The organism is Nocardia harenae NBRC 108248, assembly GCF_001612885.1.
GTDB lineage: Bacteria > Actinomycetota > Actinomycetes > Mycobacteriales > Mycobacteriaceae > Nocardia > Nocardia harenae.
The window spans coordinates 270,114-291,835 of sequence record NZ_BDBH01000011.1 but is presented as its reverse complement, the minus strand read 5'-3'; the positions used below and the strand labels follow the sequence as shown (position 1 = coordinate 291,835).

The 21,722-nt window shown below is 72.5% G+C and carries 20 protein-coding genes; 12 read left to right on the top strand and 8 right to left on the bottom strand.

Annotated features, from left to right (window positions below; genetic code table 11):
- Nucleotides 1-125 precede the first annotated feature (125 nt).
- Nucleotides 126-1,160, top strand: a complete 1,035-nt coding sequence (locus NH2_RS22615; protein ID WP_067657932.1) for a fatty acid desaturase family protein — start codon at nucleotides 126-128, stop codon at nucleotides 1,158-1,160.
- 30 nt (nucleotides 1,161-1,190) lie between these two features.
- The gene (locus NH2_RS22610; RefSeq protein ID WP_067657930.1) at nucleotides 1,191-2,423 is read left to right on the top strand and encodes a cation:proton antiporter domain-containing protein; all 1,233 of its coding nucleotides are present in this window, start codon (nucleotides 1,191-1,193) and stop codon (nucleotides 2,421-2,423) included.
- A gap of 200 nt (nucleotides 2,424-2,623) precedes the next feature.
- On the opposite strand, the gene NH2_RS22605 is transcribed toward NH2_RS22610, so the two are convergent.
- Nucleotides 2,624-3,094, bottom strand: a complete 471-nt coding sequence (locus NH2_RS22605) for a hypothetical protein (RefSeq protein WP_067657928.1) — start codon at nucleotides 3,092-3,094, stop codon at nucleotides 2,624-2,626.
- A 185-nt stretch (nucleotides 3,095-3,279) separates the two neighbouring features.
- On the opposite strand from NH2_RS22605, the gene NH2_RS22600 reads away from it, so the two are divergent.
- The 3 genes from NH2_RS22600 to NH2_RS22590 all read left to right on the top strand — a co-directional run bounded on the left by NH2_RS22600 (nucleotide 3,280) and on the right by NH2_RS22590 (nucleotide 6,610).
- On the top strand, nucleotides 3,280-3,726 hold the full coding sequence (locus NH2_RS22600; RefSeq protein ID WP_067657926.1) for a helix-turn-helix transcriptional regulator: 447 nt from the start codon (nucleotides 3,280-3,282) through the stop codon (nucleotides 3,724-3,726).
- A gap of 5 nt (nucleotides 3,727-3,731) precedes the next feature.
- Entirely contained in the window at nucleotides 3,732-4,142 is a 411-nt protein-coding gene (locus tag NH2_RS22595; RefSeq protein WP_067658218.1) for a VOC family protein, read from the top strand.
- 80 nt (nucleotides 4,143-4,222) lie between these two features.
- Complete coding sequence (locus NH2_RS22590; protein ID WP_067657923.1) at nucleotides 4,223-6,610, top strand: ATP-binding cassette domain-containing protein; 2,388 nt, start codon at nucleotides 4,223-4,225, stop codon at nucleotides 6,608-6,610.
- Between the two features lie 223 nt (nucleotides 6,611-6,833).
- Here NH2_RS22590 and NH2_RS22585 read toward each other — a convergent pair whose 3' ends face one another.
- From NH2_RS22585 to NH2_RS22575, 3 genes are all read right to left on the bottom strand, one after another.
- Nucleotides 6,834-7,661 carry a hypothetical protein gene (locus NH2_RS22585; RefSeq protein ID WP_067657920.1) on the bottom strand — a complete coding sequence of 276 codons (828 nt, stop codon included), beginning with the start codon at nucleotides 7,659-7,661 and terminating at the stop codon, nucleotides 6,834-6,836.
- Nucleotides 7,658-8,947: a hypothetical protein gene (locus NH2_RS22580; RefSeq protein WP_157103916.1), complete on the bottom strand. Its 1,290-nt coding sequence runs from the start codon at nucleotides 8,945-8,947 to the stop codon at nucleotides 7,658-7,660. Before NH2_RS22580 ends, NH2_RS22585 begins: the two co-directional genes overlap by 4 nt.
- Nucleotides 8,948-9,035: 88 nt before the next feature.
- The gene (locus NH2_RS22575; protein ID WP_067657909.1) at nucleotides 9,036-9,962 is read right to left on the bottom strand and encodes an NADP-dependent oxidoreductase; all 927 of its coding nucleotides are present in this window, start codon (nucleotides 9,960-9,962) and stop codon (nucleotides 9,036-9,038) included.
- A gap of 119 nt (nucleotides 9,963-10,081) precedes the next feature.
- Here NH2_RS22575 and NH2_RS22570 point away from each other — a divergent pair, with 119 nt between their 5' ends.
- The gene (locus NH2_RS22570; RefSeq protein WP_067657908.1) at nucleotides 10,082-10,570 is read left to right on the top strand and encodes a MarR family winged helix-turn-helix transcriptional regulator; all 489 of its coding nucleotides are present in this window, start codon (nucleotides 10,082-10,084) and stop codon (nucleotides 10,568-10,570) included.
- A 77-nt stretch (nucleotides 10,571-10,647) separates the two neighbouring features.
- Here the strand turns inward: NH2_RS22570 and NH2_RS22565 are convergent, their stop codons facing one another.
- Complete coding sequence (locus tag NH2_RS22565) at nucleotides 10,648-11,319, bottom strand: 2OG-Fe dioxygenase family protein (RefSeq protein WP_067657906.1); 672 nt, start codon at nucleotides 11,317-11,319, stop codon at nucleotides 10,648-10,650.
- A gap of 119 nt (nucleotides 11,320-11,438) precedes the next feature.
- On the opposite strand from NH2_RS22565, the gene NH2_RS22560 reads away from it, so the two are divergent.
- Entirely contained in the window at nucleotides 11,439-11,807 is a 369-nt protein-coding gene (locus tag NH2_RS22560; protein WP_174552864.1) for a TetR family C-terminal domain-containing protein, read from the top strand.
- Here NH2_RS22560 and NH2_RS22555 read toward each other — a convergent pair.
- The 3 genes from NH2_RS22555 to NH2_RS22545 form a co-directional block, all read right to left on the bottom strand.
- Entirely contained in the window at nucleotides 11,804-13,642 is a 1,839-nt protein-coding gene (locus tag NH2_RS22555) for an acyl-CoA dehydrogenase (protein ID WP_067657903.1), read from the bottom strand. The two genes, NH2_RS22560 and NH2_RS22555, sit on opposite strands and share 4 nt — an antisense overlap.
- Before the next feature lie 137 nt (nucleotides 13,643-13,779).
- Nucleotides 13,780-15,030, bottom strand: a complete 1,251-nt coding sequence (locus tag NH2_RS22550) for a diguanylate cyclase domain-containing protein (protein ID WP_067657901.1) — start codon at nucleotides 15,028-15,030, stop codon at nucleotides 13,780-13,782.
- 120 nt (nucleotides 15,031-15,150) lie between these two features.
- Nucleotides 15,151-16,254 (bottom strand): terpene synthase family protein, encoded by a 1,104-nt coding sequence (locus NH2_RS22545; RefSeq protein ID WP_245650714.1) that lies wholly within the window; start codon nucleotides 16,252-16,254, stop codon nucleotides 15,151-15,153.
- Between the two features lie 333 nt (nucleotides 16,255-16,587).
- On the opposite strand from NH2_RS22545, the gene NH2_RS22540 reads away from it, so the two are divergent.
- The 5 genes from NH2_RS22540 to NH2_RS22520 all read left to right on the top strand — a co-directional run bounded on the left by NH2_RS22540 (nucleotide 16,588) and on the right by NH2_RS22520 (nucleotide 21,710).
- Nucleotides 16,588-17,553: an acyl-CoA desaturase gene (locus NH2_RS22540; RefSeq protein WP_067657893.1), complete on the top strand. Its 966-nt coding sequence runs from the start codon at nucleotides 16,588-16,590 to the stop codon at nucleotides 17,551-17,553.
- 16 nt (nucleotides 17,554-17,569) lie between these two features.
- The gene (locus tag NH2_RS22535) at nucleotides 17,570-17,818 is read left to right on the top strand and encodes an acyl carrier protein (RefSeq protein WP_067657890.1); all 249 of its coding nucleotides are present in this window, start codon (nucleotides 17,570-17,572) and stop codon (nucleotides 17,816-17,818) included.
- 70 nt (nucleotides 17,819-17,888) lie between these two features.
- A complete protein-coding gene (locus NH2_RS22530; RefSeq protein ID WP_067657888.1) occupies nucleotides 17,889-18,782 on the top strand; it encodes an SAM-dependent methyltransferase in 894 nt (297 codons plus the stop codon).
- On the top strand, nucleotides 18,779-20,002 hold the full coding sequence (locus tag NH2_RS22525; protein ID WP_067657885.1) for a cytochrome P450: 1,224 nt from the start codon (nucleotides 18,779-18,781) through the stop codon (nucleotides 20,000-20,002). Before NH2_RS22530 ends, NH2_RS22525 begins: the two co-directional genes overlap by 4 nt.
- A 10-nt stretch (nucleotides 20,003-20,012) precedes the next feature.
- Entirely contained in the window at nucleotides 20,013-21,710 is a 1,698-nt protein-coding gene (locus NH2_RS22520; protein ID WP_067657882.1) for a fatty acyl-AMP ligase, read from the top strand.
- The last annotated feature ends 12 nt before the right edge of the window (nucleotides 21,711-21,722 follow it).

Below are 21,722 nucleotides of genomic sequence, written 5' to 3'. Positions count from 1 at the left end.
GACCGGCCGCACGCTATTGTTCATGCACCGGTCGCCGGTTCGTGGCCGCGTGAGCCCCCGCCGGGCGTATCGCTGTCGTTTCCTGGCGCTGAACGGCCGAGGGACGACGGCGAGAGCGGGACGTGATGCGACCGGTGGCGGAGAAGCGGGCCGAGACGGCGCGCGGCAGTGAGTTCGCGGTGCTGCTGCGCCGGGTGCGCGAGGCCGGGCTGCTGGAACCGGCGGTGCCGCAGTACAGCACCCGCACGGCGGTGACCGTCGGGTTGCTGCTCGGCTGCTACGCGCTGCTGATCGGGCTCGGCGACAGCTGGTGGACGCTGGGGATCGCCGTCGTGCTGGCGGCGCTCTTCGCGCAGTTCGCCTTCCTCGGCCACGATGCCGGGCACAAGCAGATCTTCGCGAGCCGCAAGGCCAACTACGTCTATGGCGCGCTGGTCGGCAACCTGCTGATCGGGGTGAGCATCGGCTGGTGGACCAGCAATCACAACAAGCACCACGCGCACCCCAACACCGAGGACGCCGACCCGGACATCATGGGCATCCTGGCGCACTCCGGCGCGCGCGCCCGGATGGCCCGCGGCTACCGCCGGTTCGTGGTGCGGCACCAGGGCGTGCTGTTCTTCCCCATGCTCACGCTGGAGGGGCTGAGCCTGCGGATCTCCAGCTGGCGCGGGGTACTGCGCTGGCCCATCCCGAACAGGGGATGGGAGGCGGTGCTGCTGGCGAGCCACGCGCTCGGCTACCTGCTGCTGGTGTTCCTGGTGCTCTCGCCGGTGAAGGCGCTGGTCTTCGTCGCGCTGCACCAGGCGCTCTTCGGGCTCTACATGGGCAGCACCTTCGCCCCGAACCACAAGGGCATGGCGGTGCTCGCCGCCGACGACACCACCGGCCACCTGCGCAAGCAGGTGCTCACCTCGCGCAATGTGCTCGGCGGGCGGCTGCTCGACACCGCCTTCGGCGGACTCAACTACCAGGTCGAGCACCACCTCTTCCCCTCCATGCCGCGGCCGCACCTGCGCCGGGCGCAGCCGCTGGTCGCCGCGTACTGCGCCGAGATCGGGCTGCCCTACCGGGCCACCGGATTCGTCGCCTCCTACCGCGAGTCGATCGGCCACCTGCACGCCGTCGGCAAGGAGGCCGGGCGCGCCGAGCGCGGCTGACCCGCCGGGGCCGGGGCAGAATCAGACCCCATGGTCCTGGTGCTGGTGGTCTTCACCGGCGTCGTGGTGCTGTGGTCGCTGAGCGCCACGCTGCTGCGGCGCGGGCTGATCCACGCCCCGCTGGCCATGGTCGCCGCGGGGGCGGTGTTCGGGGCGTTCTCCTCGGCCGATGTCGCGCCCTTCCTGAACAGCGAGGTGGCGCTGCACGCCGCGGAGATCATCCTCGCGGTGTTGCTCTTCGTGGACGCCACCGAGGTGCGCGGCGGGATCTTCGGCGGCGAGCCGAGGGCGGCGGCGCGGCTGCTCTTCCTCGCGCTGCCGCTGAGCATCGGGCTCGCGGTGCTCGCAGGCTGGTTGCTGATACCCGAGCTCTCGGTGACCGTGCTGGTGCTGATCGCCTGCATCGTGGTGCCGATCGATTTCGCGCCCGCCGCCGAGATCGTCCGGGAGCGCGGGATCCCGGCCCGGGTGCGGCACCTGGTCGCGGTGGAGAGCGGGTACAACGACGGCATCGTCGCCCCGGTCTTCGCCTTCGCGCTGACGCTGGCCACCGGGGTGGGCGCGGAGGCGAACCCGCTGGTGGCGCTGCGGGACGCGATTCCGGCGTTCGGCACGGCGGTCGCCGCCGGGCTGGTGATCGGCGCGGTGACGGCATGGGCGGGGACGCGGGCGCGGCTGCGCGGGCTGACCGACCCGCAGGCGTTCCGGATCGGGCTGGTCGCGCTGCCACTGCTCGCCTACGCCGCCGCGGTGGCCTGGCACGCCAATGGCTTCGTCGCCGCCTTCGCCTGCGGGCTCGCCTACAAGGCGGTGCGCTCCAGGGACGCGGTGCGGATGCCGGCCGAGCGCGAGCTGGAGCTGATCGACGACGTGAGCCTGGTGGCCGGGCTGATCCTGTGGTTCGCCTTCGGCGCGAGCTTCGTCATCGTCTTCGGCGCGGCGCCGCTCCTGGACTGGGGCCTGGTGCTCTTCGCCCTGCTCGCCCTGACCGTGCTCCGCCTCGGCCCGGTGCTGCTCGCCCTCCTCGGCTCCCCGCTCCCGCCCCGCGAACGGCTGCTCGTCGGCGCGCTCGGCCCGCGCGGCACCGCCACCATCGTCTTCGGCCTGCTCGCCTACAACGCCCTCGACGAGGATCTGGGCGGCTACGCCCTCACCGTCACCGGGGTGACGGTCCTGATCAGCGTCGTCGTACACGGCATAGGCACGCCGCTCCTCACCCGTGCCCGCAAACGCACGGCCCCCGGTTCGCGGCCCGGCTCGTGATTCCCCACCCGCAGCGCATGCGCCGCAGGCGCGAGTCGCGGGTGGGGAATCGCGAGCCCCCGAAGGGCCGCGAACCCCGCCGCGCGGAGGCGCGGCAAATTCAACACAGCGCATGCGCCGCAGGCGCGAGTCGCGGGTGGGGAATCACGAGCCCCCGAAGGGCCGCGAACCCCGCCGCGCGGAGGCGCGGCGAATTCAACTCAAGCAGTGCCTTCGACGTCGGGGGCGCTGCGCAGCCGCGAGGTCAGAACCGGGACGGCGTTGTCGCCGTAGCGGTGCCTGGTCGAGGCATCCCCACCCTGGGAGGGGGCGAACTGGGTGACCGCCAGCTGCTCGAGCACGCAGATGAGCAGCAGGTGCCTGGTGCGCTCGACGTGGTGGTACTCGGTGCCGCCCTGTTCCCGGTTCTGTGGCAGTGCCGGGGGCACGAACTCGGTGAGGGTCCAGAAGAGTTCCGGGCCCATCATGGTCGAGTCCCCGCTGGAGCGATCGAACCACCGGCTGGAGTACTCGATGAGCACCCGCGCCAATTGCCCGGCGTGCGGGAGCGCTTCGGTGAAGTCGGCAAGGGCCTGCCGGCTGTCGGTGCTGCCCTGGATCACGACGGCAATGCGGCCGGCGACCTCGCGCAGCAGGGGGAGGTCCTGATCGGGCCACGTGGAAAGAGTCATTCGATAACGTCCTAGCTTGGAAACACCGACCTCGACGGTAACGATCCGGTTGCGTCAATACCAGTCGTGATGTGATCCCTTGGTGCATATCCGGGCACTTTCCGGCGCCTTCTGTGACTGCCCACAATTCCCGACCCTGCTTCCCGGTGCTGGGCAAGCCGCCGCCGACGTGGCACGATTCACCCGTGGGCACCCGAGGAGCGGACCAGCGGCTGCGCGATCTCGCGCTGCTGCGCCGGGTGCGCGATCGCATCGATCGGGAGTACGAGCACCCGCTGGACGTCGAGGCGCTCGCCCGCGGCGTGCACATGTCGGCCGGGCACCTGAGCCGCGCCTTCCGGCAGGCGTACGGGGAGTCGCCGTACTCGTACCTGATGACCAGGCGGATCGAGCGCGCCATGGCACTGCTGCGCCGCGGCGACCTGAGCGTCACCGAGGTCTGCTTCGCCGTCGGCTGCTCCTCGCTCGGCACCTTCAGCACCCGGTTCACCGAGCTGGTCGGGGTGCCGCCGAGCGTCTATCGCAAAGCTGCGGGGAACGCGACGGCAGGCATGCCGTCCTGCGTGGCCAAGCGGGTCACCCGACCGGTCAGGAATCGAGAAGCGCCGGTCACCGCGGCCCCTCTAGCGTGAACCGCATGACCATCACCATCCACTCGAGCTTCCTGCCGCACACCGATCCGGAGGCCTCGCTCGCCTTCTACCGGGACACGCTCGGCTTCGAGGTGCGCAACGATGTCGGCTACAACGGCAAGCGCTGGATCACGATCGGCCCGGTGGAGCACCCCGGCATCAATATCGTGCTGTACCCGCCGGAGGCCGACCCCGGCGTCACCGAGGACGAGAAGCGCACCATCGCCGAGATGATGGCGAAGGGCACCTACGCCAGCGTGCTGCTCGCCACCGAGGACCTGGACGGCGCCTTCGCGAAGGTCTCAGCCGCGGAGGTGGAGATCGTGCAGGAGCCCACCGAGCAGCCCTACGGCGTGCGCGACTGCGCCGTGCGCGACCCGGCGGGCAATATGGTCCGCATCCAGCAACTGCGCTGACCTCCGACCGCGCCACCGGTGTCGGACCCGGCGGCTATGGTCCGCACCCAGCAGCTGCGCCGACCCCCGAGGGAGAATCGATGAGTACGGCCACCACACCGGCTACGACCGCGCACGCCGCCGACACCCACGATCTGATCCGGGTCAGGGGCGCGCGGGAGAACAACCTGAAGGACGTCAGCGTCGAGATCCCGAAGCGCAGGCTGACGGTCTTCACCGGCGTCTCCGGCTCCGGCAAGAGCTCGCTGGTCTTCGGCACCATCGCCGCCGAGTCGCAGCGCATGATCAACGAGACCTACAGCGCCTTCGTGCAGGGCTTCATGCCGAACCTGGCGCGCCCGGACGTCGACGTGCTGGAGGGGCTCACCACCGCCATCATCGTGGATCAGGAGCGGATGGGCGCCAACGCGCGCTCCACCGTCGGCACCGCGACCGACGCCAATGCCATGCTGCGCATCCTGTTCAGCCGGCTGGGGCAGCCGCATATCGGCAGCTCGCAGGCGTTCTCCTTCAATGTCGCCTCGATCAGCGGGGCCGGCGCGGTGACGGTGACCAAGGCGGGCGGCCAGGAGGTGCGGGAGCGCAGGGAGTTCAGCGTCACCGGCGGCATGTGCCCGCGCTGCGAGGGCATGGGCAACGTCTCCGACTTCGACCTGACCCAGCTCTACGACGACAGCAAGTCGCTGGCCGAGGGGGCGCTCACCATCCCCGGCTACAGCATGGAGGGCTGGTACGGCCGGATCTTCATGGGCTCCGGCTTCCTCGATCCGGACAAGCCCATCCGCAAGTACACCAAGCGCGAGCTGAACGACCTGCTCTACAAGGAGCCGGTGCGGGTCAAGGTGGACGGCATCAACGTCACCTACGAGGGGCTCATCCCGAAGATCCAGAAGTCCTTCCTGTCCAAGGACCGCGAGGCCATGCAGCCGCACATCCGCGCCTTCGTGGACCGGGCGATCACCTTCAGCGCCTGCCCGGACTGCGGCGGCACCCGGCTCAGCGAGGCGGCGCGCTCGTCGAAGATCGGCGGCGTCAGCATCGCCGACGCCTGCGCCATGCAGATCAGCGACCTGGCCGAGTGGGTGCGCGGGCTGGACGACCGCTCGGTGGCCCCGCTGCTGGAGACGCTGCGCCAGACCCTGGACGGCTTCGTCGAGATCGGGCTCGGCTACCTCTCGCTCGACCGCTCCTCCGGCACGCTCTCCGGCGGCGAGGCGCAGCGCACCAAGATGATCCGGCACCTCGGCTCCGCGCTCACCGACGTCACCTACGTCTTCGACGAGCCGACCATCGGGCTGCACCCGCACGACATCCAGCGGATGAACGAGCTGCTGCTCCGGCTGCGGGACAAGGGAAACACCGTGCTCGTGGTCGAGCACAAGCCGGAGACCATCGTGATCGCCGACCACGTGGTCGACCTCGGCCCCGGCGCGGGCACCGAGGGCGGCACGGTGTGCTTCGAGGGCGATATCGCCGGGCTGCGCGCGTCGGAGACCCGCACCGGCAAGCACCTCGGCTACAAGGCCCAGCTCAAGGGGACGGTGCGGAAGCCCACCGGGGCGCTGGAGATCCGCGGCGCGACGCAGAACAACCTGCGCGGCGTCGACGTGGATGTGCCGACCGGGGTGCTCACCGTGGTCACCGGCGTGGCCGGGTCCGGCAAGAGCTCGCTCATCCACGGCAACCTGGCCCGCCGCGAGGGCGTGGTGGTGGTCGACCAGACCGCCATCAAGGGCTCGCGCCGCTCCAACCCCGCCACCTATACCGGCCTGCTCGATCCCATCCGCAAGGCGTTCTCCAAGGCCAATGGCGTGAAACCCGCGCTCTTCAGCGCCAACTCCGAGGGCGCCTGCCCCACCTGCAACGGCGCCGGGGTGATCTACACCGACCTCGCCATGATGGCGGGCGTCGCCACCACCTGCGAGACCTGCGAGGGCAAGCGCTTCATGGCCGAGGTGCTGGAGTACAAGCTCGGCGGGCGCGACATCAGCGAGGTGCTCGGCATGTCGGTCGCCGAGGCCGAGCGGTTCTTCGCCGAGGGCGATGCCCGCACCCCCGCCGCGCACAAGATCCTGGACCGCCTCTCCGACGTCGGGCTCGGGTATCTGAAACTCGGCCAGCCGCTCACCACGCTCTCCGGCGGCGAGCGGCAGCGGCTCAAGCTGGCCACGCACATGTCCGAGAAGGGCGGCGTCTACGTGCTGGACGAGCCGACCACCGGGCTGCACCTCGCCGACGTCGACCAGCTGCTCGGGCTGCTGGACCGGCTGGTCGACTCCGGGAAGACGGTCATCGTGATCGAGCACCACCAGGCGGTCATGGCGCACGCCGACTGGATCATCGACCTCGGGCCGGGTGCCGGGCACGACGGCGGGCTGGTGGTGTTCGAGGGGACGCCCGCGGAGCTGGTGGCGGCGCCGGAGCAGACGCTGACCGGCACGCACCTCGCGGAGTACGTGGGCGCCTGACGTCCGCGGGCGGTGGCCGGCAGCTCCTCGACGCTCGCGATCGGCACCCGCGGCCGCGCCGCGGGTGCGCTCGGCCCGGTCGAGGAGCGGGCCGCGCTTGGTCCAGCCGCTCACGGAGACGCCGGGGGCGACCCGGCCGCCGTCGCGGGTGCTGACATAGGCCACCGACGGCCCCTTCCGGCGTCCTGGACAGCTGTCTGGACGTTACTGCGGGAGAGGGCTGCTACCGGGACAGGCGATCGTCCGGGGCGAGGTGGGTGATGGCGAGGTCGCGCAGTGCGATGCCGGGCGGGCTCGCGACGACGGCGCGGGCCGCGCTCAGCATCTCGACCAGGGTGAGGTGCTCGGCCGGGTGCAGGCCGTCGACGGGGTGGAAGTCGACGGTGGTGGTGCCCGTCCCGGCCGCGCTGGTGCTGATCAGGCGGTAGCGCAGCGGCACCGCGCCGGTGCGGCTCCGGATCGAGCGGTAGCGCACGCGGTCGCCGAGCGTGTGCTCGGCGGTCACCCGCTCGACGCCGCCGGAGTCGCCGGTCTCGACCCGGACGGTGACGGTGGCGGCCGTCGCGTCCCCGCGCTCGCCGATGGCGCCGTCCGCCAGCGTGCGGAGCCCGTCGGCGTAGTACCCGGCGGTCGCCGCGGCCGCCGCCTCGGCGCTCCCGGCGTCGGCGCCGAGCCCGCCCGGCCAGGGGTACACCCCCGCGTCCGGCAGCACGATCTCCTCGACGAGCTCGATCCGGGTGATCCCCCTGGTCGCGGCGGCGAGCGAGCGGGTGAGCCGGGCCGCCACCGCCGACTGGTGACCGCCGGTGGCGTGCAGGGTGGCGTTGCCGGTGCCCGCGGCCGCGGCGAGTTCGGCCCGCGGCAGTTCGTGCAGGGGGAGCGCGGTGACCACATTGCGGCCCGCGGCGAGGAGCGCGGGGAGCTCGGCGGGGTCGGGGGAGAGGTGCAGCACCACCGGGGAGTGCGCGGTGACGACGAGGCCGGGGTGCGCGGCGATCCGCTCGGCCAGCGGCCCGGTGCCGAGCACCGCGACCGGGAGGGGGGAGGTCATGCCTGCTCCAGTCGGTAGCGGGGGGTCAGGTCGGGGGTGGCGACGCCGGGTGGCGCGGCGCAGAGCGCGGGGACCACGTCGAGCATGGCCTTGACCGAGATGTCGGTGACCGCCGACCAGTCGCCGCTGTAGGTCTCGTCGTCGAGCTCGTTGCGCAGCTCGATCCGGGCCGGGGTGCCGTCCAGGGTGATCACGTGGCCGCCGGCCAGGCTGCGCGGGTGGTCGGGGCCGAGGTGCGCGTTGCCCGGCCCGACGTGCCAGCACTCGGCATTGGTCATGAAGAGCCGGTCGCCGATATAGCCCCGGTAGCTCATGTGGATGGCGCCGACCGAGCCCGGCTCGAGCACGCTGCCGCCCGCCTCGATCCGCACCCGGGCCGGCACCGGGTAGACGTGCCGCTCCACCCGGACCTGCTCCGCGCTCGCCCCGAACAGCGCGTGCGCGACATTCGAGAGCACCGCGTCGAAGTAGAAGTGCTGCATGAGCGCGATGGCGTGGTCGGAGTCGACCGCGCTCAGCGGCATGCCGAAGCCGAGGCTGGCCAGCCCGCCCCACATGCCGTCCGGGGCCGATGACAGGTCGCCGACCTCGAGGAACGTCACCTCGCGCACCTCGTCGAGCAGCCCGGCCAGCCGCAGCAGCAGCTGCTCGACCATGAGCCCCGGGTGCAGCCCGGTGCCGTGCAGCGAGACCCCGCCCTTCAGGCAGGCCGCCTGGAGCCGGGCACCGGAGGCCCGGCGCGGGACGGCCCGGTCGGCGATCGGCCCGGCGAGCTTCTCCAGCACCGGCCGGACCGGCCGAACCGGGCCCGAATCCGCAACGCGCATGAGCGTTTTCAACGCCGCGAGGGCGTTCGGCAGTCGCGGCCCGAAGGCGTTCCCGGTGACCTTCATCCGGGCTACCGTGCCGAGAACATCCAGCGCGGAACGGGATTCGGTGAGCCAGGTGGGCATGGCCGGGTTGTGGTAGGCGGCCGCCGAGACCACGTTCTTCCCGGACTCCAGCAGCTCGAGCACGTCGGCGTCGGCGCCCTGCACCAGCGCGGGCGTGGTGGGGGTGTGCACCACGCAATCCGCGTCCAGGGCGAGGATCTCGGCCTTCGACGTGGTCGCGGCGACCCCCACCGAGGGCAGCCCGACCAGCTCGCCGATATCCCTGCCGTGCTTGTGCGGGCTGAACACCTTGACCCCGACGACCTCGAAATCGGGCGACCGCAGCGCGGTGCGCAGCGCCCGCCCGCCCATGTCGCCGGGGCCCCAGATGATGAGCCGATACGGACCTCTCACAACCGCCTCCTCGCCGTTCGCACGATGTCTAGCACGGCGGCAATGAGAAAGGTTGGCTTTTACTCTCTTATGTTCTCGTCGCGCCCGATCACGGCTCCAGGACGGTCTTCCCCGGCAGCTCGCCGCGCTCGAATCGGGCGTGCACGGCGGGCAGTTCGGCGAGCGGGAGCCGCTCGGCCACCTCGATGTGCAGCGTCCCGGCGTCGACCAGCTCGGCCAGCCCGGTGAGCTCGGTGGCATCGCCGAGCACGTAGACCTGGGCCACCCGGACGCCGCGGCCCGGGTTCTCCGGCCCGGGGGTGGTGGTGCTGACGAAGGTGCCGCCGTCGTCGATGAGCTCGACCAGCCGCGCCACCTCCGCCGGGTCGTTTCGCACCAGGTTCAGGACCAGGTCGAAGCGCTCGGTCAGCGCGGTGACCGGGGTCGCGGTGTGGTCGACGACGCGGTGCGCGCCGTAGCGCTCGACCCGTTCCCGGCTGCGCGGGCTCGCGGTCGCGGTGACCTCCGCCCCCGCCGCGGCCGCCAGCTGCACGGCGAAACCGCCCACCGAGCCGCCCGCGCCGTTGATCAGCACCCGCTGCCCCGCCGTCAGCCCGCCGTGCCCGAAAAGCGCCTGGTGCGCGGTGAGCCCGGTGGCCGGGAGCGCCGCCGCCACCGCGAGATCCACGGTGCGCGGCGCGGGGGCCAGCGCCTCCGCCGGAATCGCCACGTACTCGGCGGCCGGGCCGGGAATGCCCATGGGCAGCAGCGCGATCACCGCGTCGCCCACCGCGTACCCGGCGACGCCGGGGCCGAGCTCCTCGATCACCCCGGCGACGTCGAGGTTGGGGATGTGCGGCAGCGTCAGCGGGAGCGGATCCCGCATGAACCCCGCGCGAATGGCGGCGTCCACCGGGTTGAAGGAGGTGCCGGCCACCCGCACCACCACCTGCCCCGGCCCGGCCGCCGGGCGCTCGACCTCCTCGATCACCAGCACATCGCTGCCGCCGTACTCGTGGAATCGCACTGCCTTCATCACTGGCCTCCGTTGTCTGGTTGCTTCGAGTTCGAAGCGTAATCTGCTTCGATTTCGAAGCGCAATGGGGTGTGACCAGCACCACGATGCTCGGGATTCGAAGCATCTAGGATCGGGCCATGGCCGACGACTCCCTCGCCCCCGGCGAGCTGCAGACCTACTTCGCGCTCATGGAGGCCGTGAACGTGCTGCAGCACGCTGTCGAGCAGCAGCTGCGGGCCGAGGGCGACCTGAGCTCGGTGCAGTTCGGGCTGCTGGCCCGGCTCTCCGATGCCGGAAGCCTGACCATGACGCAGCTGGCCGACGGCGTCGTCTACAGCCGCAGCGGGCTCACCTACCAGGCCGGGCTGCTGGAGAAGGCCGGGCTGGTCACCCGCGCCCCCAGTCCCGACGACGAGCGCGCCACCCTGGTCACCATCACCGAGCGCGGTGCCGAGCTGGTCGGCCGGGTGCTCCCCGGCCACGTCGAGGTGGTGCGGCGCCTGCTCTTCGCCCCGCTGAGCGAGGACGATGTGCGGCGGCTCGGCGAGATCATGGCCACGGTCCGCGACCACATGCGTGCGCAGCCGCCGCGCTCCGCGGCCCCGCGCAAGCGCCGCACCACCTGACCGCTCAGGAGGCCGGCATCGCGCTCGGCAGGCTGGACGAGATCATCGCAGGCACCGCCACGCACCCCTGACCCGGGTCAGGCCGGGGCGAAGGTCACCTCGAGCAGGTCGCGCTGCGCGGGGCGGGTGGCGGCAATCGGGTGGATTCCGCTCCGCGCGTGCAGGATTCGCCGGTCGTCGGCGAGCAGGATGGTGCCCGGCTCGTCCGGCGCGGCGGTGAGCACCCGCGTCCCGTCGGCGGTGCTGAACGCGCTCGCCCCGCCCTCGGCATTGTCCCAGGTCAGCAGTAGCCACGAGAGCAGCGTGGCGCCCGCCCGGCGCGGGGGAGCGGCGGCGGTCGCCGCCCCGGTGGCGGCCAGCTCGCGCACCGGCTGCACCCGGACGTCCCAGAGCGTGGCCTCGTCGAGTTCGGCGGCGAAGCCGAGCAGCAGGCGGAGGAGCCCGGCGAGCAGCGGGTCGGCGGTGAAGGAGTCGGTGAGCGGGCCCGCCGCCGGCTCGCCCGGCGGGCGGTGCGCGAGCAGCTCGAAGGCGCCGGTGAGTGAGACCTGGAAGTGGCCGTAGCGGAGCAGCGTCCTGGTGTGCACGCCGGAGCCGGCACGGCTCACCCGCAGCTCCTCCCAGTGCCGCCGGAACCGGCCCCAGTTCTCCGGTCCCGCGCCGAGGCGGCGCGCGGTCTCGGTGGCGGGCAGCAGCTGTACGCCGTCGGCGGCGAGGGAGTGCGCGGTGCGCGGCTCGGTCACATCGGTCATTATCCCGATCGTGCTCGCGAGCGCAGGCCACATGGCATCCGCTGTAGACATGCAGTCGGAATGTAGGTAATTACGAGCAGCGGGACGCCGAGGAGGCCGGGCGCGCGCTCTTCGTCGCGGTGCTCGAACAGCTCGAGCGGGACAATACCGACGAGCTGGTGGCCGCCATCGCGGGCGCCCCGCCCTCGGCCGACCCGATGGCAGGGCTGCGCGCCGGGCTCGACGCCTTCCTGCGCATCTGCCGCAGGCCGGAGATGGTGCGGATCGCGCTCTCCGACGCGCCCGCGGTGCTCGGCTGGGACGCCTGGCGCGAGCTGGAGGCGAAGTACGGCCTCGGCCCCATCGTGGTGCAGCTGGAGGCGGCTCGACGCCCTCGTGCTGCTCATGGCCGGGCTGCTGCGCGGCGAGGCCCGCACGACCTCATCCGGCCCGGATCGCCGCGATCCGAGCCGCGGCGGCACCCGGCCGGACGCCGCGGCAGGGTCTAGAAAGCGGCCTCGTCGAGCGCCATGATCTCGGTGTCCAGCTCGGCCAGGATGCCGCGGACCGCCGAGAGCTCGGGCAGCACGTTCCGCGCGAAGAACTGCGCGACGGCCACCTTGCCCTCGTAGAAGGCGCGGTCGGCGCCCTCGGCGCCCGTGTCCAGCGCGGCGACCGCGACGGCCGCCTGGTGCAGCAGCTGCCAGCCGATGAGCAGATCGCCGACCGCGAGCAGGAACCGCACCGAGCCGAGCCCCACCTTGTACAGCTCGGCCGAATCCTCCTGCGCGCCCATGAGGTACCCGGTGAGCGTGGCGGCCGCCGCCTGCACGTCGGCCAGCGCGGTGCCGAGCAGCGCGCGCTCCCGCTTGAGCCTGCCATTGCCCGCCGCGCTGTCCAGGCTGCGCTGGATCTGCGCCACCAGGTGACCGAGCGCGGCGCCGCGATCCCGGATGATCTTGCGGAAGAAGAAGTCCTGCGCCTGGATGGCGGTGGTGCCCTCGTACAGGGAGTCGATCTTGGCGTCCCTGATGTACTGCTCGATCGGGTAGTCCTGCAGATAACCCGAGCCGCCGAAGGTCTGCAGCGCGTCGGTGAGGTACTGGTAGGCGCGCTCCGAGCCGACGCCCTTGACGATCGGCAGCAGCAGGTCGTTCACCCGGGCGGCGAGCTCCGGGTCCGCGCCGGAGACCTGCTCGGCCAGCACCGGATCCTGGTGCGCCGCCGTGTACAGGTAGATCGCGCGCAGCCCCTCGGCGTACGCCTTCTGCATCATGAGCGCCCGCCGGACGTCCGGGTGGTGCACGATCGTCACCCGTGGCGCCGACTTGTCCGCCATGGCGGTCAGATCCGCGCCCTGCACCCGCTGCCTGGCGTAGTCGAGTGCGTGCAGGTAGCCGGTGGAGAGCGTGGCGATGGCCTTGGTGCCCACCATCATCCGCGCGTGCTCGATGACGTCGAACATCTGCGCGATGCCGTTGTGCACCTCGCCGACCAGCCAGCCCTTGGCCGGGACGCCGTGCCCGCCGAAGGTCAGCTCGCAGGTGGTGGAGGCCTTGAGCCCCATCTTGTGCTCCAGCCCGGTGACGAAGACGCCGTTGCGTTCGCCGTTCTCGCCGGTTTCCGGGTCGAAGTGGAACTGGGGGACGAAGAAGAGCGAGAGCCCCTTGGTGCCGGGGCCCGCGCCCTCGGGACGGGCAAGCACCAGGTGCAGCATGTTCGGGAAGAGCACGCCGGAATCGCCGTTGCTGATGAAGCGCTTGACGCCCTCGATGTGCCAGGAGCCGTCCTCCTGCCTGATCGCCTTCGTCCGCCCCGCGCCCACGTCGGAGCCCGCGTCGGGTTCGGTGAGCACCATGGTGCCGCCCCAGTTGGCGGCGGTGGCGAGCCGCGCCCAGCCGCGCTGCTCCTCGGTGCCGTTGGCGTGCAGCACCGAGGCCATCTGCGCGCCCGCCATGCCGTAGAAGAACGCGGCGGGCTGCGCGCCGAGGATGAGCTCGGCGGCGGCCCAGAACACCGCGCGCGGCACGCCGGGCCCGCCCAGCTCGGCGGGGAGCCCGAGCTGGTGCCAGCCGCCATCGGTCATGGCGCGGAAGGAGCGGACGAACGCCTCCGGCAGCGTGACGGTGTGCGTCTCCGGGTCGAAGACCGGGGGATTGCGGTCCGCCTCGGCGAAGGAGGCGCCGAGCGGGCCCTCGGCGAGCCGCCGCACCTGCTCCAGGATCTCGGTGACGGTCTCGGCGTCCAGCTCGCCGAAGGCGCCGGTCGCCAGCGCCCGCTCCAGCCCGAGCACCTCGAAGAGGACGAACCGGAGATCGCGAACATTGCTCCTGTAGTGCGGCACGAGACCCCCATCGACACATCCGGACGCGCGAAAACCGGCGAATACCGTTCTGCGTCAGCTATATTGGCCGACTGTTGGCTTCGCCACGCCCATGATCGCACAGACCGGATGGAAATAGTGGGTCACCCGGGGCAGGATCACTCACTCTGCATGACCCATTGACCTTTGCTGTCGCGCTTGGCGCGGTGCAGGTTGGTGTCCGCGGCGCGCAGCAGCGACTCGGCGTCGGCGTGCGCGAGCGGGGTGACGACGACGCCGATGCTGGCGGAGATGTCCAGCGGGACGTCGTCCACCAGGATGGGCTCGGAGAGCGCGGTGAGCAGGCGATTCGCCACCGCCGCGACCTGTACCTCGTCCGCGGGCGGCGGGATGAGCGCGAGGAACTCGTCGCCGCCGAGCCGGCAGACGAAGCTGCCGTCGCGCTCCAGCGTCTCCGCGATCCGGTCGGCCACCGCGACCAGCACCCGGTCGCCCGCGCTGTGGCCGTAGTGATCGTTGACCTGCTTGAAGTGGTCCAGATCGGCAAAGCAGAGCCCGACCCGGTCGTCGACGCCCGCCGTGGTGATCAGGTGCTCGATGTGCTCGAGCAGGTAGCGCCGGTTCGGCAGCCCGGTGAGCGAGTCGTGCCTGGCCTGGTGGTGCAGCTCCTGCTGGAGCAGGTGCCGCTCGGTGACGTCGGCGCCGACCGCGAGCAGGTAATCCGGCCTGCCGCCGCTGCCGCGCACGAAGGTGATGGCGAAGGCCATCCAGCCCACGCTGCCGTCGGCGCGCACCAGCCGCTGGTCCAGCGTGACGGTGCCCTCGCCGGTGGGTACCAGCTGCTCGTAGAGCAGGGTGCGGATGCGGTCCCGGTCGTCGGGGTGCGCGAAGTCGTAGACCGAGATGCCGCGCAGGTCGCCGGGCGTGATGCCGATCATGTCGGCGAGCGCGCGGTTGGCCTCGAGCAGGACGCCGTCGGTGTCGCCGATGGCGATGGCGACGGCCGCGTTGTCGAACAGCACCCGGAAGCGGGTGTCCTGGTCGTCGTGTTCCTCGCCGGCCGCGGCCGAGCGGCCGCGCTGCATCTGGTGGCCCTGGCCAAGCGCGGCGAGCAGCCCCGCCAGCCTGCGGTGCGCGTCCGGGTGCGGGCTGACGTCGGCCAGCCTGTGCAGTACCTGGGCCGAGAGCACCGGGACCCCGGGGTGGGTGAGCCCGGCGCCCCAGAGCGCGGCGCCGACCCGGGAGCCGGCGCTCGCGTCGAAGGTCTCGGCCGCCAGCGCCGCCTCCAGCTGGGCGACCAGCCCGGGGAGGATCATCGGCCCGCCCGGCCCGCCACCGGGCGCGAGACCACCGGTGGCCAGTGCCTGCCACCAGATCCGAGCCAGTGCGGCGCCGCCGCTGCCGTCCACAACACCCCCGTCGAAATGTCGCGTTTCCCGGACACCGGAGTGTGCCGGGAATGCTGCTGTGATTCTCCGACAATAGTCCCCCTGAGACGAATTCCGGCAGCGCCTCGGCCCCGCGGCCGGTCAGCCCAGGCGATTCTCCTCGAAGATCGACCTGCCCTTGTACCGGTGCGTGGTGATCTGCCAGACCCAGGTGGCCTGGACCGCGCCGACCAGGTCGGCCACGTGCGCCGTCACCTGCCCGCCCGGATCGACCTCGGGCCGGGCCGCGACCGCTGCCTCGATCTCGGCGCTGACCTGCCGGAATTCGGTGAGCAGGTCGCGCACGACGGTCGCCGCGCTCGCCACCGCGCCCGCCAGCCCGCCCTCCGGCGCCTCCAGCAGGCACAGGGGGACCAGGTTGAAGTCGGCGCCGTCGGCGATGCACTCCTTCTCGAAGGAGAACACATCGTTCATCAGCGCGCCGATCTCCACCGTGAGCTGGCGCATTGTACGCAGCTTCGCGGCGAGCCCGGCCGCCTCCAGCCGCGCCCAGTCCAGGTAGGCGTCCCGGCCGAACTCGCAGAGCGCGATGGCCGGGTACATCCCGGAGACGTGCGAGCGCAGCTCGATGTACCCGGCCACCGAGAGCACGTCGCCCCGCGTCCTGGCGTTCTGGTCGCGGATGGCGGGGCGCAGGTGCCCGGCGGTGTCGGCGCGGAAGCCGCGCATCCAGGCCGGGTCCGCGAGCGCGGCGGTGCGTTCGAGGTACTCGTGCGTCGCGGCCTCCACCGGCTCCGGGTCGGCGGCGGGGCTGCCGGTTTCGAGCAGCCGGGTGAGCCTGCGCACCGTCTCGGCCGCCGCCGCCTGCTGCCCGGGGGAGAGCGCGGCGAACTTCTCCCGGCCAACGGTGTCGTTGAGCCAGAACAGGATCGCGTTGTAGATGCCGATCAGCGTCATCCGCTCCGCGGTCACCGCGTTCGGGTGCAGGTACGGCGTCATGCTGTTGTAGTGCGATCCGCCCGGCTCCAGCCAGATGCCGTGGCGGCGGCAGAACTCCTCCGCGCCCGCCAGCGCCTCGTCCCCGTATCTATTGGGCGCGAACCCCGCGCAGTAGGCGTCGATATCGCACTCGGCGGTGCTGAACAGCTCGCGCAGCGACCACCCCCGGCCCGACTCCAGCAACTCGTCGTACTCGGCTCGCATCCTCGCGAGCCGGGCCTCGACCTCCGGCGTGTAACGATCCACCACAGCACTCCTTCAACTCTCCTTACACCGTAAGAGGCCGGGGGCGAAAATGTGCACTGGATGAGGCGGCGAACACCCTGCGCGGCAACGGAATCGAGGGGGGGCGATCGCGGGCGGATCCCCGGTGTGCTTCCCTGACCCGCCCGCCGATCCGCCGCTGCGTCCCGATCCGCGCCTGCCCTGACCGCGCGATACGTGTTCCTGATCGGCCGATCAGCACTTCTTCTCGGCCCGCCCGGCAGCCGCCCGCCCGCATACGCTCGGAGCAGTTCGAGCCGAATCTCCGCTCCGGCAGGGGGATTCGGAGTTCCGACCCGTCGTGAGGGAGCCGCCATGTCCGGCGAGGACGCGCCGAGGCGCGCCGCCCCGAGGAAACTCGCGGTGGACAGCCCGTACCTGCACCGCCTGCAGCGCCGCCACTTCCTGCTCTTCGACGTGGCGCCGATCGTCGGCACGCTGGCCGCGCTGGCCTTCCTGCTGGTGCACCCGCTCGGGATCACCGAGGTGGCGCTGCTGATCGGCGGCTGGGCGGCCACCGGGCTCGCCCTCACCGTCGGCTACCACCGGCTCTTCACCCACCGCACCTTCAAGGCCAAGCCCGCGGTGCAGGTGGCGCTCGCGGTGGTCGGCTCGATGGCGGGGCAGGGTGGCGTGCTCTCCTGGGTAGCCATCCACCGCAGGCACCACGAGAACGCCGACCGCGAGGGCGACCCGCACTCGCCCAACCTCTCCGGCGGCGGCTTCCGCGGCCGGGTCCGCGGGCTGCTGCACTCGCACTTCCTGTGGATGCGCCGCCACGAGTACCCGAACATCGTGCACTACGCCCCCGACCTGCTGAAGAACCGGCTGCTGCTGCGGGTTTCGCGGTATTACCACTGGTGGGTCGCGCTCGGCATGGCGATCCCGGCGGTGATCGGCGGGCTGGTGTACCAGAGCTGGACCGGCGCGCTGAGCGGGCTGCTGTGGGGCGGGCTGGTGCGGATGTTCGTGCTGGAGCACATCATCTGGGCGATCAACTCCTTCCTGCACATGTTCGGCACCATGCCGTACCGGGCGCGCGGCAACAGCCGCAACGGCGGCGTCTTCGCGCTGCTCTCGTTCGGCGAGTCCTGGCACAACAACCACCACGCCTTCCCGGACTCGCCCTCCTTCGGCCTGCAGTGGTACCGGCTCGACCCCGGGTACTGGCTGATCTGCCTGCTCGCCGCCTTCGGGCTGGCCTGGGACGTCGAGGTGCCGTCCCGGGACCGGCTGGAAGCGCGGCGCCTCCGCCCCGCCGCCGACGCGGCCACCCCCTGAGAACGGACGGACGACCATGGACCGCACAGAGATCATCGCGTGGAGCCGCGGCTACCTGGCCGAGGCGCTCGGCGTGCCGCCGGAGACCATCGATCCCGCCGCCGATTTCGACCGCCTCGGGGTGGACTCCGTGGTGGCGGTGGCGCTGCTCATGGAGATCGAGCAGCGCTACGGCGTCGACATCCCGCCGGACGAGCTCTTCGACGAGCCGACGCTGGACGCCGTCGCCGGGTACGTCGTCGAACGGTCCGGGCAGCCCGCATGAGCGAGTCGGGCCCGCAGGCGGGAGCGGAGCGTGGCCACGGAGGGCCCTCGCTCGGGCGAACGGGCACAGCATGACGACGGTCTCCGCCGCGCGGGCGGCGTCGGCGGCGGCGGCCGTCCGGCACCACTACGACGTCGGCAACGACTTCTACGCGCTCTGGCTCGACCCCTCGCTCACCTACTCCTGCGCCATGCCGACCGGCCCCGCCGACACCCTGGCCGCCGCCCAGCAGCGCAAGCTCAGCTACCACCTGGACGCGGTCCGCGCCCACGACGCGACCGCCCTGCTCGATATCGGCTGTGGCTGGGGCGCGCTGCTCGCGGTGGCCGCGAGCGAGGGCGTCCCGCGGCTGACCGGGCTCACCCTGGCCGAGGAGCAGGCCGCCCACGTGCGCGCCCTCGACCTGCCAGGCACCGAGGTCGCGGTGCGGAACTGGCTGCACTACGAGCCGGAGCGGCGCTTCGACGGCATCGTCTCCATCGGCGCCTTCGAGCACTTCGCCACCCCCGAGGACAGCCGGGCCGCGAAGATCGGCGTCTACCGCAGCTTCTTCGAGCGCTGCCGGAGCTGGCTCAACCCCGGCCGCACGCTCTCGCTGCAGACCATCGCCTACGCCAATATGACCCGCGACCAGGCGAGCACCTTCATCCAGCGGGAGATCTTCCCGGATGCCGACCTGCCGACGCTCGCCGAGATCGCCGCCGCCGCCGACGGCCTCTTCGAGGTGCGCACCGTGCGCAACGACCGCATGGACTATGCCTGGACCTGTGAGCAGTGGGCGGCCCGGCTGAAGGCCCGCCGCGCCGAGGCGGTGGCGCTGGCCGGCCCGGAGGTGACCGAGCGGTACGAGCGCTACCTGCGGCTCTCCGCGCTCGGCTTCCGGATGGGCAAGATCGGGCTGCTGCGCATCGTGCTCGAGCCCTACCGCAGCGGCCACTTCACCGGAGGCGGGGCCCGGCGATGACCGCTGCCCCGGTGCGGTTCAACCCGTTCACCGACGAGTTCCGCACCGACCCCTACCCCGGGTACGCCGCGCTGCGCGCGCACGCGCCGGTGCACCGCACCATGGGCATGTGGGTGCTCACCGGCCACGCCGAGGTGCGCGCGGTGCTGCGTGACCGCACCTTCGGTGTCGACGTCATCCCGCTCGCCCTGCGCCGCCAGGCCGACCGGCTCGGCATCGCCGGAACCGAGCGCATCGACCGGCTCGGGCTGAAGTCGCTGGTCTTCACCGAGAACCCGGACCACGCCCGGCTGCGCGCCCTGGTCAACCGGGTCTTCACCGCCTCCGCCGCCGCGCGGCTGCGCCCCCGCGTCACCGCCATCGCCGAGCGGCTCGCCGCCGACGCCCGGCAGGACGGCGCGACCGAGCTGATGGCCGGCTTCGCCGGGAAACTGCCGGTGCTCGCGCTCTGCGACTGGCTCGGGCTGCCCGCGCGGCTGCACCCGCTGGTCGGCGGCTGGACCCACGACATCCGGTTCCTGCTGGAGCCGGGGCTCATGACCGCCGCGGACTTCGCCAGGGTGCGCACCGTGGTCGACACCTTCACCGCCGAACTGCACGCGGTGATCGAGCGCCGCCGCGCCGAACCCGGCGACGACCTGATCAGCCTGCTGCTCGCGAGCCGCACCGGCATCGGCGACCGGCTCACCGACGAGGAGCTGGCCACGATCGGCATCATGTGCTTCGTCGCCGGGGTGGAGACCACGAAGTCGCTCATCGGCAACGCCGTGCTCGCCCTCACCGCGCACCCCGACGTCCAGGACCGGCTCCGGGCCGACCCGGCGCTCATCGGCGCCGCGGTGGCCGAGACCCTGCGCTACGACAGCCCGCTGCAGCACACCAAGCGCGTCGCCCGCCGCGACACCCCGCTCGGCGACCGGCTGCTCCGCGCGGGCGACCAGGTGCTGCTGTGCCTCGGCGCCGCCAACCGCGACCCGGCCGCCTTCCCGGAGCCGGACGCCTTCGACCCCGCCCGCGCGCCCGGCGCCCACCTCGCCTTCGGCCACGGCCTGCACGGCTGCCTCGGCGCGCCGCTGGCCGAGCTCCAGGCCCGCATCGCGCTGGAGCAGCTGCTCCGGTTGCCGGGCAGGCTGGTGCGCGCGGGCGAGCCGGAGTGGCAGGACCACAGCTTCATCGTGCGCGGCCCGCGGCGGCTGCCGCTCGCCGTCGAGAGCGTCTGAGGGGAGGACAGTGCTGCTGCCCGAGGTCCTGCGCGAGCGTGCCCGCACCGCACCGGCGGCCACCGCCTACCTCTTCCTGGACGAGCACGGCGCCGAGGCAGCCGCGCTGAGCTACGCCGGGCTCGACCGGCGCGCCCGCGCCGTCGCGGCCCGGCTGGCCGCGGTGGCCGGGCCGGGCGAGCGCGCGCTGCTGGTCTTGCCGACCGGGCCGGACTTCGTCGCCGCCTTCTTCGGCTGCCTGTACGCCGGGGTGATCGCGGTGCCGGTGATCCCGCCGCGCCGCGGCCGCGCGCACCCCGCCACGCACGGCATCGTGGCCGGCTGCGCCCCCGCCGTCCTGCTCACCACCGGCTCGCTGGAACTGGACCTGCCGATCCCCGAGCGGATCGCCGTGGACGAGGTGCCCGCGCACGGCCCCGCCCTCGACCCACGGCCCTGCGCCCCCGGCGACCCCGCTTTCCTGCAGTACACCTCCGGCTCCACCGGCTCGCCGAGGGGCGTGGTGGTGACGCACGGCAATCTGCGCGCCAACCAGGAGATGATCCGCGCGGCGTTCGGCCACGACGAGCGCTCCACGTTCGTCGGCTGGGCCCCGCTCTACCACGACCAGGGGCTCATCGGGAACCTGCTGCAGCCCCTGTATCTGGGCGCGCCCTGCGTGCTCATGGCGCCGCTCACCTTCATCCGCCGCCCGCTGCTCTGGCTCACCGCCATCTCCGAGTACCGCGCGCACACCAGCGGCGGCCCCGACTTCGCCTTCGACGCCTGCGTGCGCCACGCCGAGCGGGCCGACGTCCCCGCCGGGCTCGACCTGAGCAGCTGGCGCGTCGCCTTCGACGGCGCCGAGCCGATCCGCGCCGAGACGCTGCGCCGCTTCGCCGCCACCTTCGCCCCGCACGGCTTCGACCCCGGCGCGCTGTACCCCTGCTACGGCCTCGCCGAGGCGACGCTGCTGGTGAGCGGGAGCGTCCCCGGCCGCGGCGCCAGGGAACTGCGCGCCTCCAGCGCGGCGCTCGGCGCGGGCACGCTGCGGGAGGCGGTAGCGGGGGAGCCCGCCCGGGTACTGGTCGGCTGCGGGCGGCCCGCGCCCGGCGTCGACGTCTCGATCGTGGACCCGGAGTCGGGGGAGCCATGCCCGCCGGGGCGGATCGGCGAGATCCGGCTCGCGGGGGCGAATATCGCGGCGGGGTACTGGCGCGATCCCGAGGCCACCGCGGCGGTCTTCGGCGCTCGGCGAGCCGCCGCGGACGGCGCGCGGACCGACGCCGCGGCGGGACTGCGCACCGGTGACCTCGGCCAGTTCGCCGACGGCGAGCTGTACGTCACCGGCAGGCGCAAGGACCTGATCATCGTGCGCGGCCGCAACCACTACCCGCACGACCTCGAGCACACCGCGCAGGCCGCGCACCCCGCGGCGCGCGCGGGCGGCACCGCCGCCTTCACCGCGGCCGACCGCCCGGTGCTGGTGCAGGAGATCGAGCGCGACACCGAGCCGTCGGCGGCCGCGGCGGCCGAGATCGCGGGCGCCATCCGCGCCGCCCTGCTGCGCGACCACGACCTCGCGCTCGGCGAGCTGGTGCTGACGGTGGCCGGGGCGCTCCCCAAGACGAGCAGCGGCAAGATCATGCGCAGCGCGGCGCGTGCCAACCACCTCGGTGCCGGTTTCGAGCGGTGGGGTGTCTCGCCGGTTAACCGGGCCGCCGGATGAACCTTGGGCCAA

Coding starts and splice junctions, on each gene's coding strand:
- NH2_RS22565 (WP_067657906.1), bottom strand. CDS start 11,319: ATGACCGATGTGACCGAGCCGCGCACCGCGCACTCCCTCGCCGCCGAC.
- NH2_RS22535 (WP_067657890.1), top strand. CDS start 17,570: ATGGACCGCACAGAGATCATCGCGTGGAGCCGCGGCTACCTGGCCGAG.
- NH2_RS22540 (WP_067657893.1), top strand. CDS start 16,588: ATGTCCGGCGAGGACGCGCCGAGGCGCGCCGCCCCGAGGAAACTCGCG.
- NH2_RS22585 (WP_067657920.1), bottom strand. CDS start 7,661: ATGACCTCCCCCCTCCCGGTCGCGGTGCTCGGCACCGGGCCGCTGGCC.
- NH2_RS22575 (WP_067657909.1), bottom strand. CDS start 9,962: ATGAAGGCAGTGCGATTCCACGAGTACGGCGGCAGCGATGTGCTGGTG.
- NH2_RS22610 (WP_067657930.1), top strand. CDS start 1,191: ATGGTCCTGGTGCTGGTGGTCTTCACCGGCGTCGTGGTGCTGTGGTCG.
- NH2_RS22615 (WP_067657932.1), top strand. CDS start 126: ATGCGACCGGTGGCGGAGAAGCGGGCCGAGACGGCGCGCGGCAGTGAG.
- NH2_RS22590 (WP_067657923.1), top strand. CDS start 4,223: ATGAGTACGGCCACCACACCGGCTACGACCGCGCACGCCGCCGACACC.
- NH2_RS22530 (WP_067657888.1), top strand. CDS start 17,889: ATGACGACGGTCTCCGCCGCGCGGGCGGCGTCGGCGGCGGCGGCCGTC.
- NH2_RS22525 (WP_067657885.1), top strand. CDS start 18,779: ATGACCGCTGCCCCGGTGCGGTTCAACCCGTTCACCGACGAGTTCCGC.
- NH2_RS22605 (WP_067657928.1), bottom strand. CDS start 3,094: ATGACTCTTTCCACGTGGCCCGATCAGGACCTCCCCCTGCTGCGCGAG.
- NH2_RS22570 (WP_067657908.1), top strand. CDS start 10,082: ATGGCCGACGACTCCCTCGCCCCCGGCGAGCTGCAGACCTACTTCGCG.
- NH2_RS22595 (WP_067658218.1), top strand. CDS start 3,732: ATGACCATCACCATCCACTCGAGCTTCCTGCCGCACACCGATCCGGAG.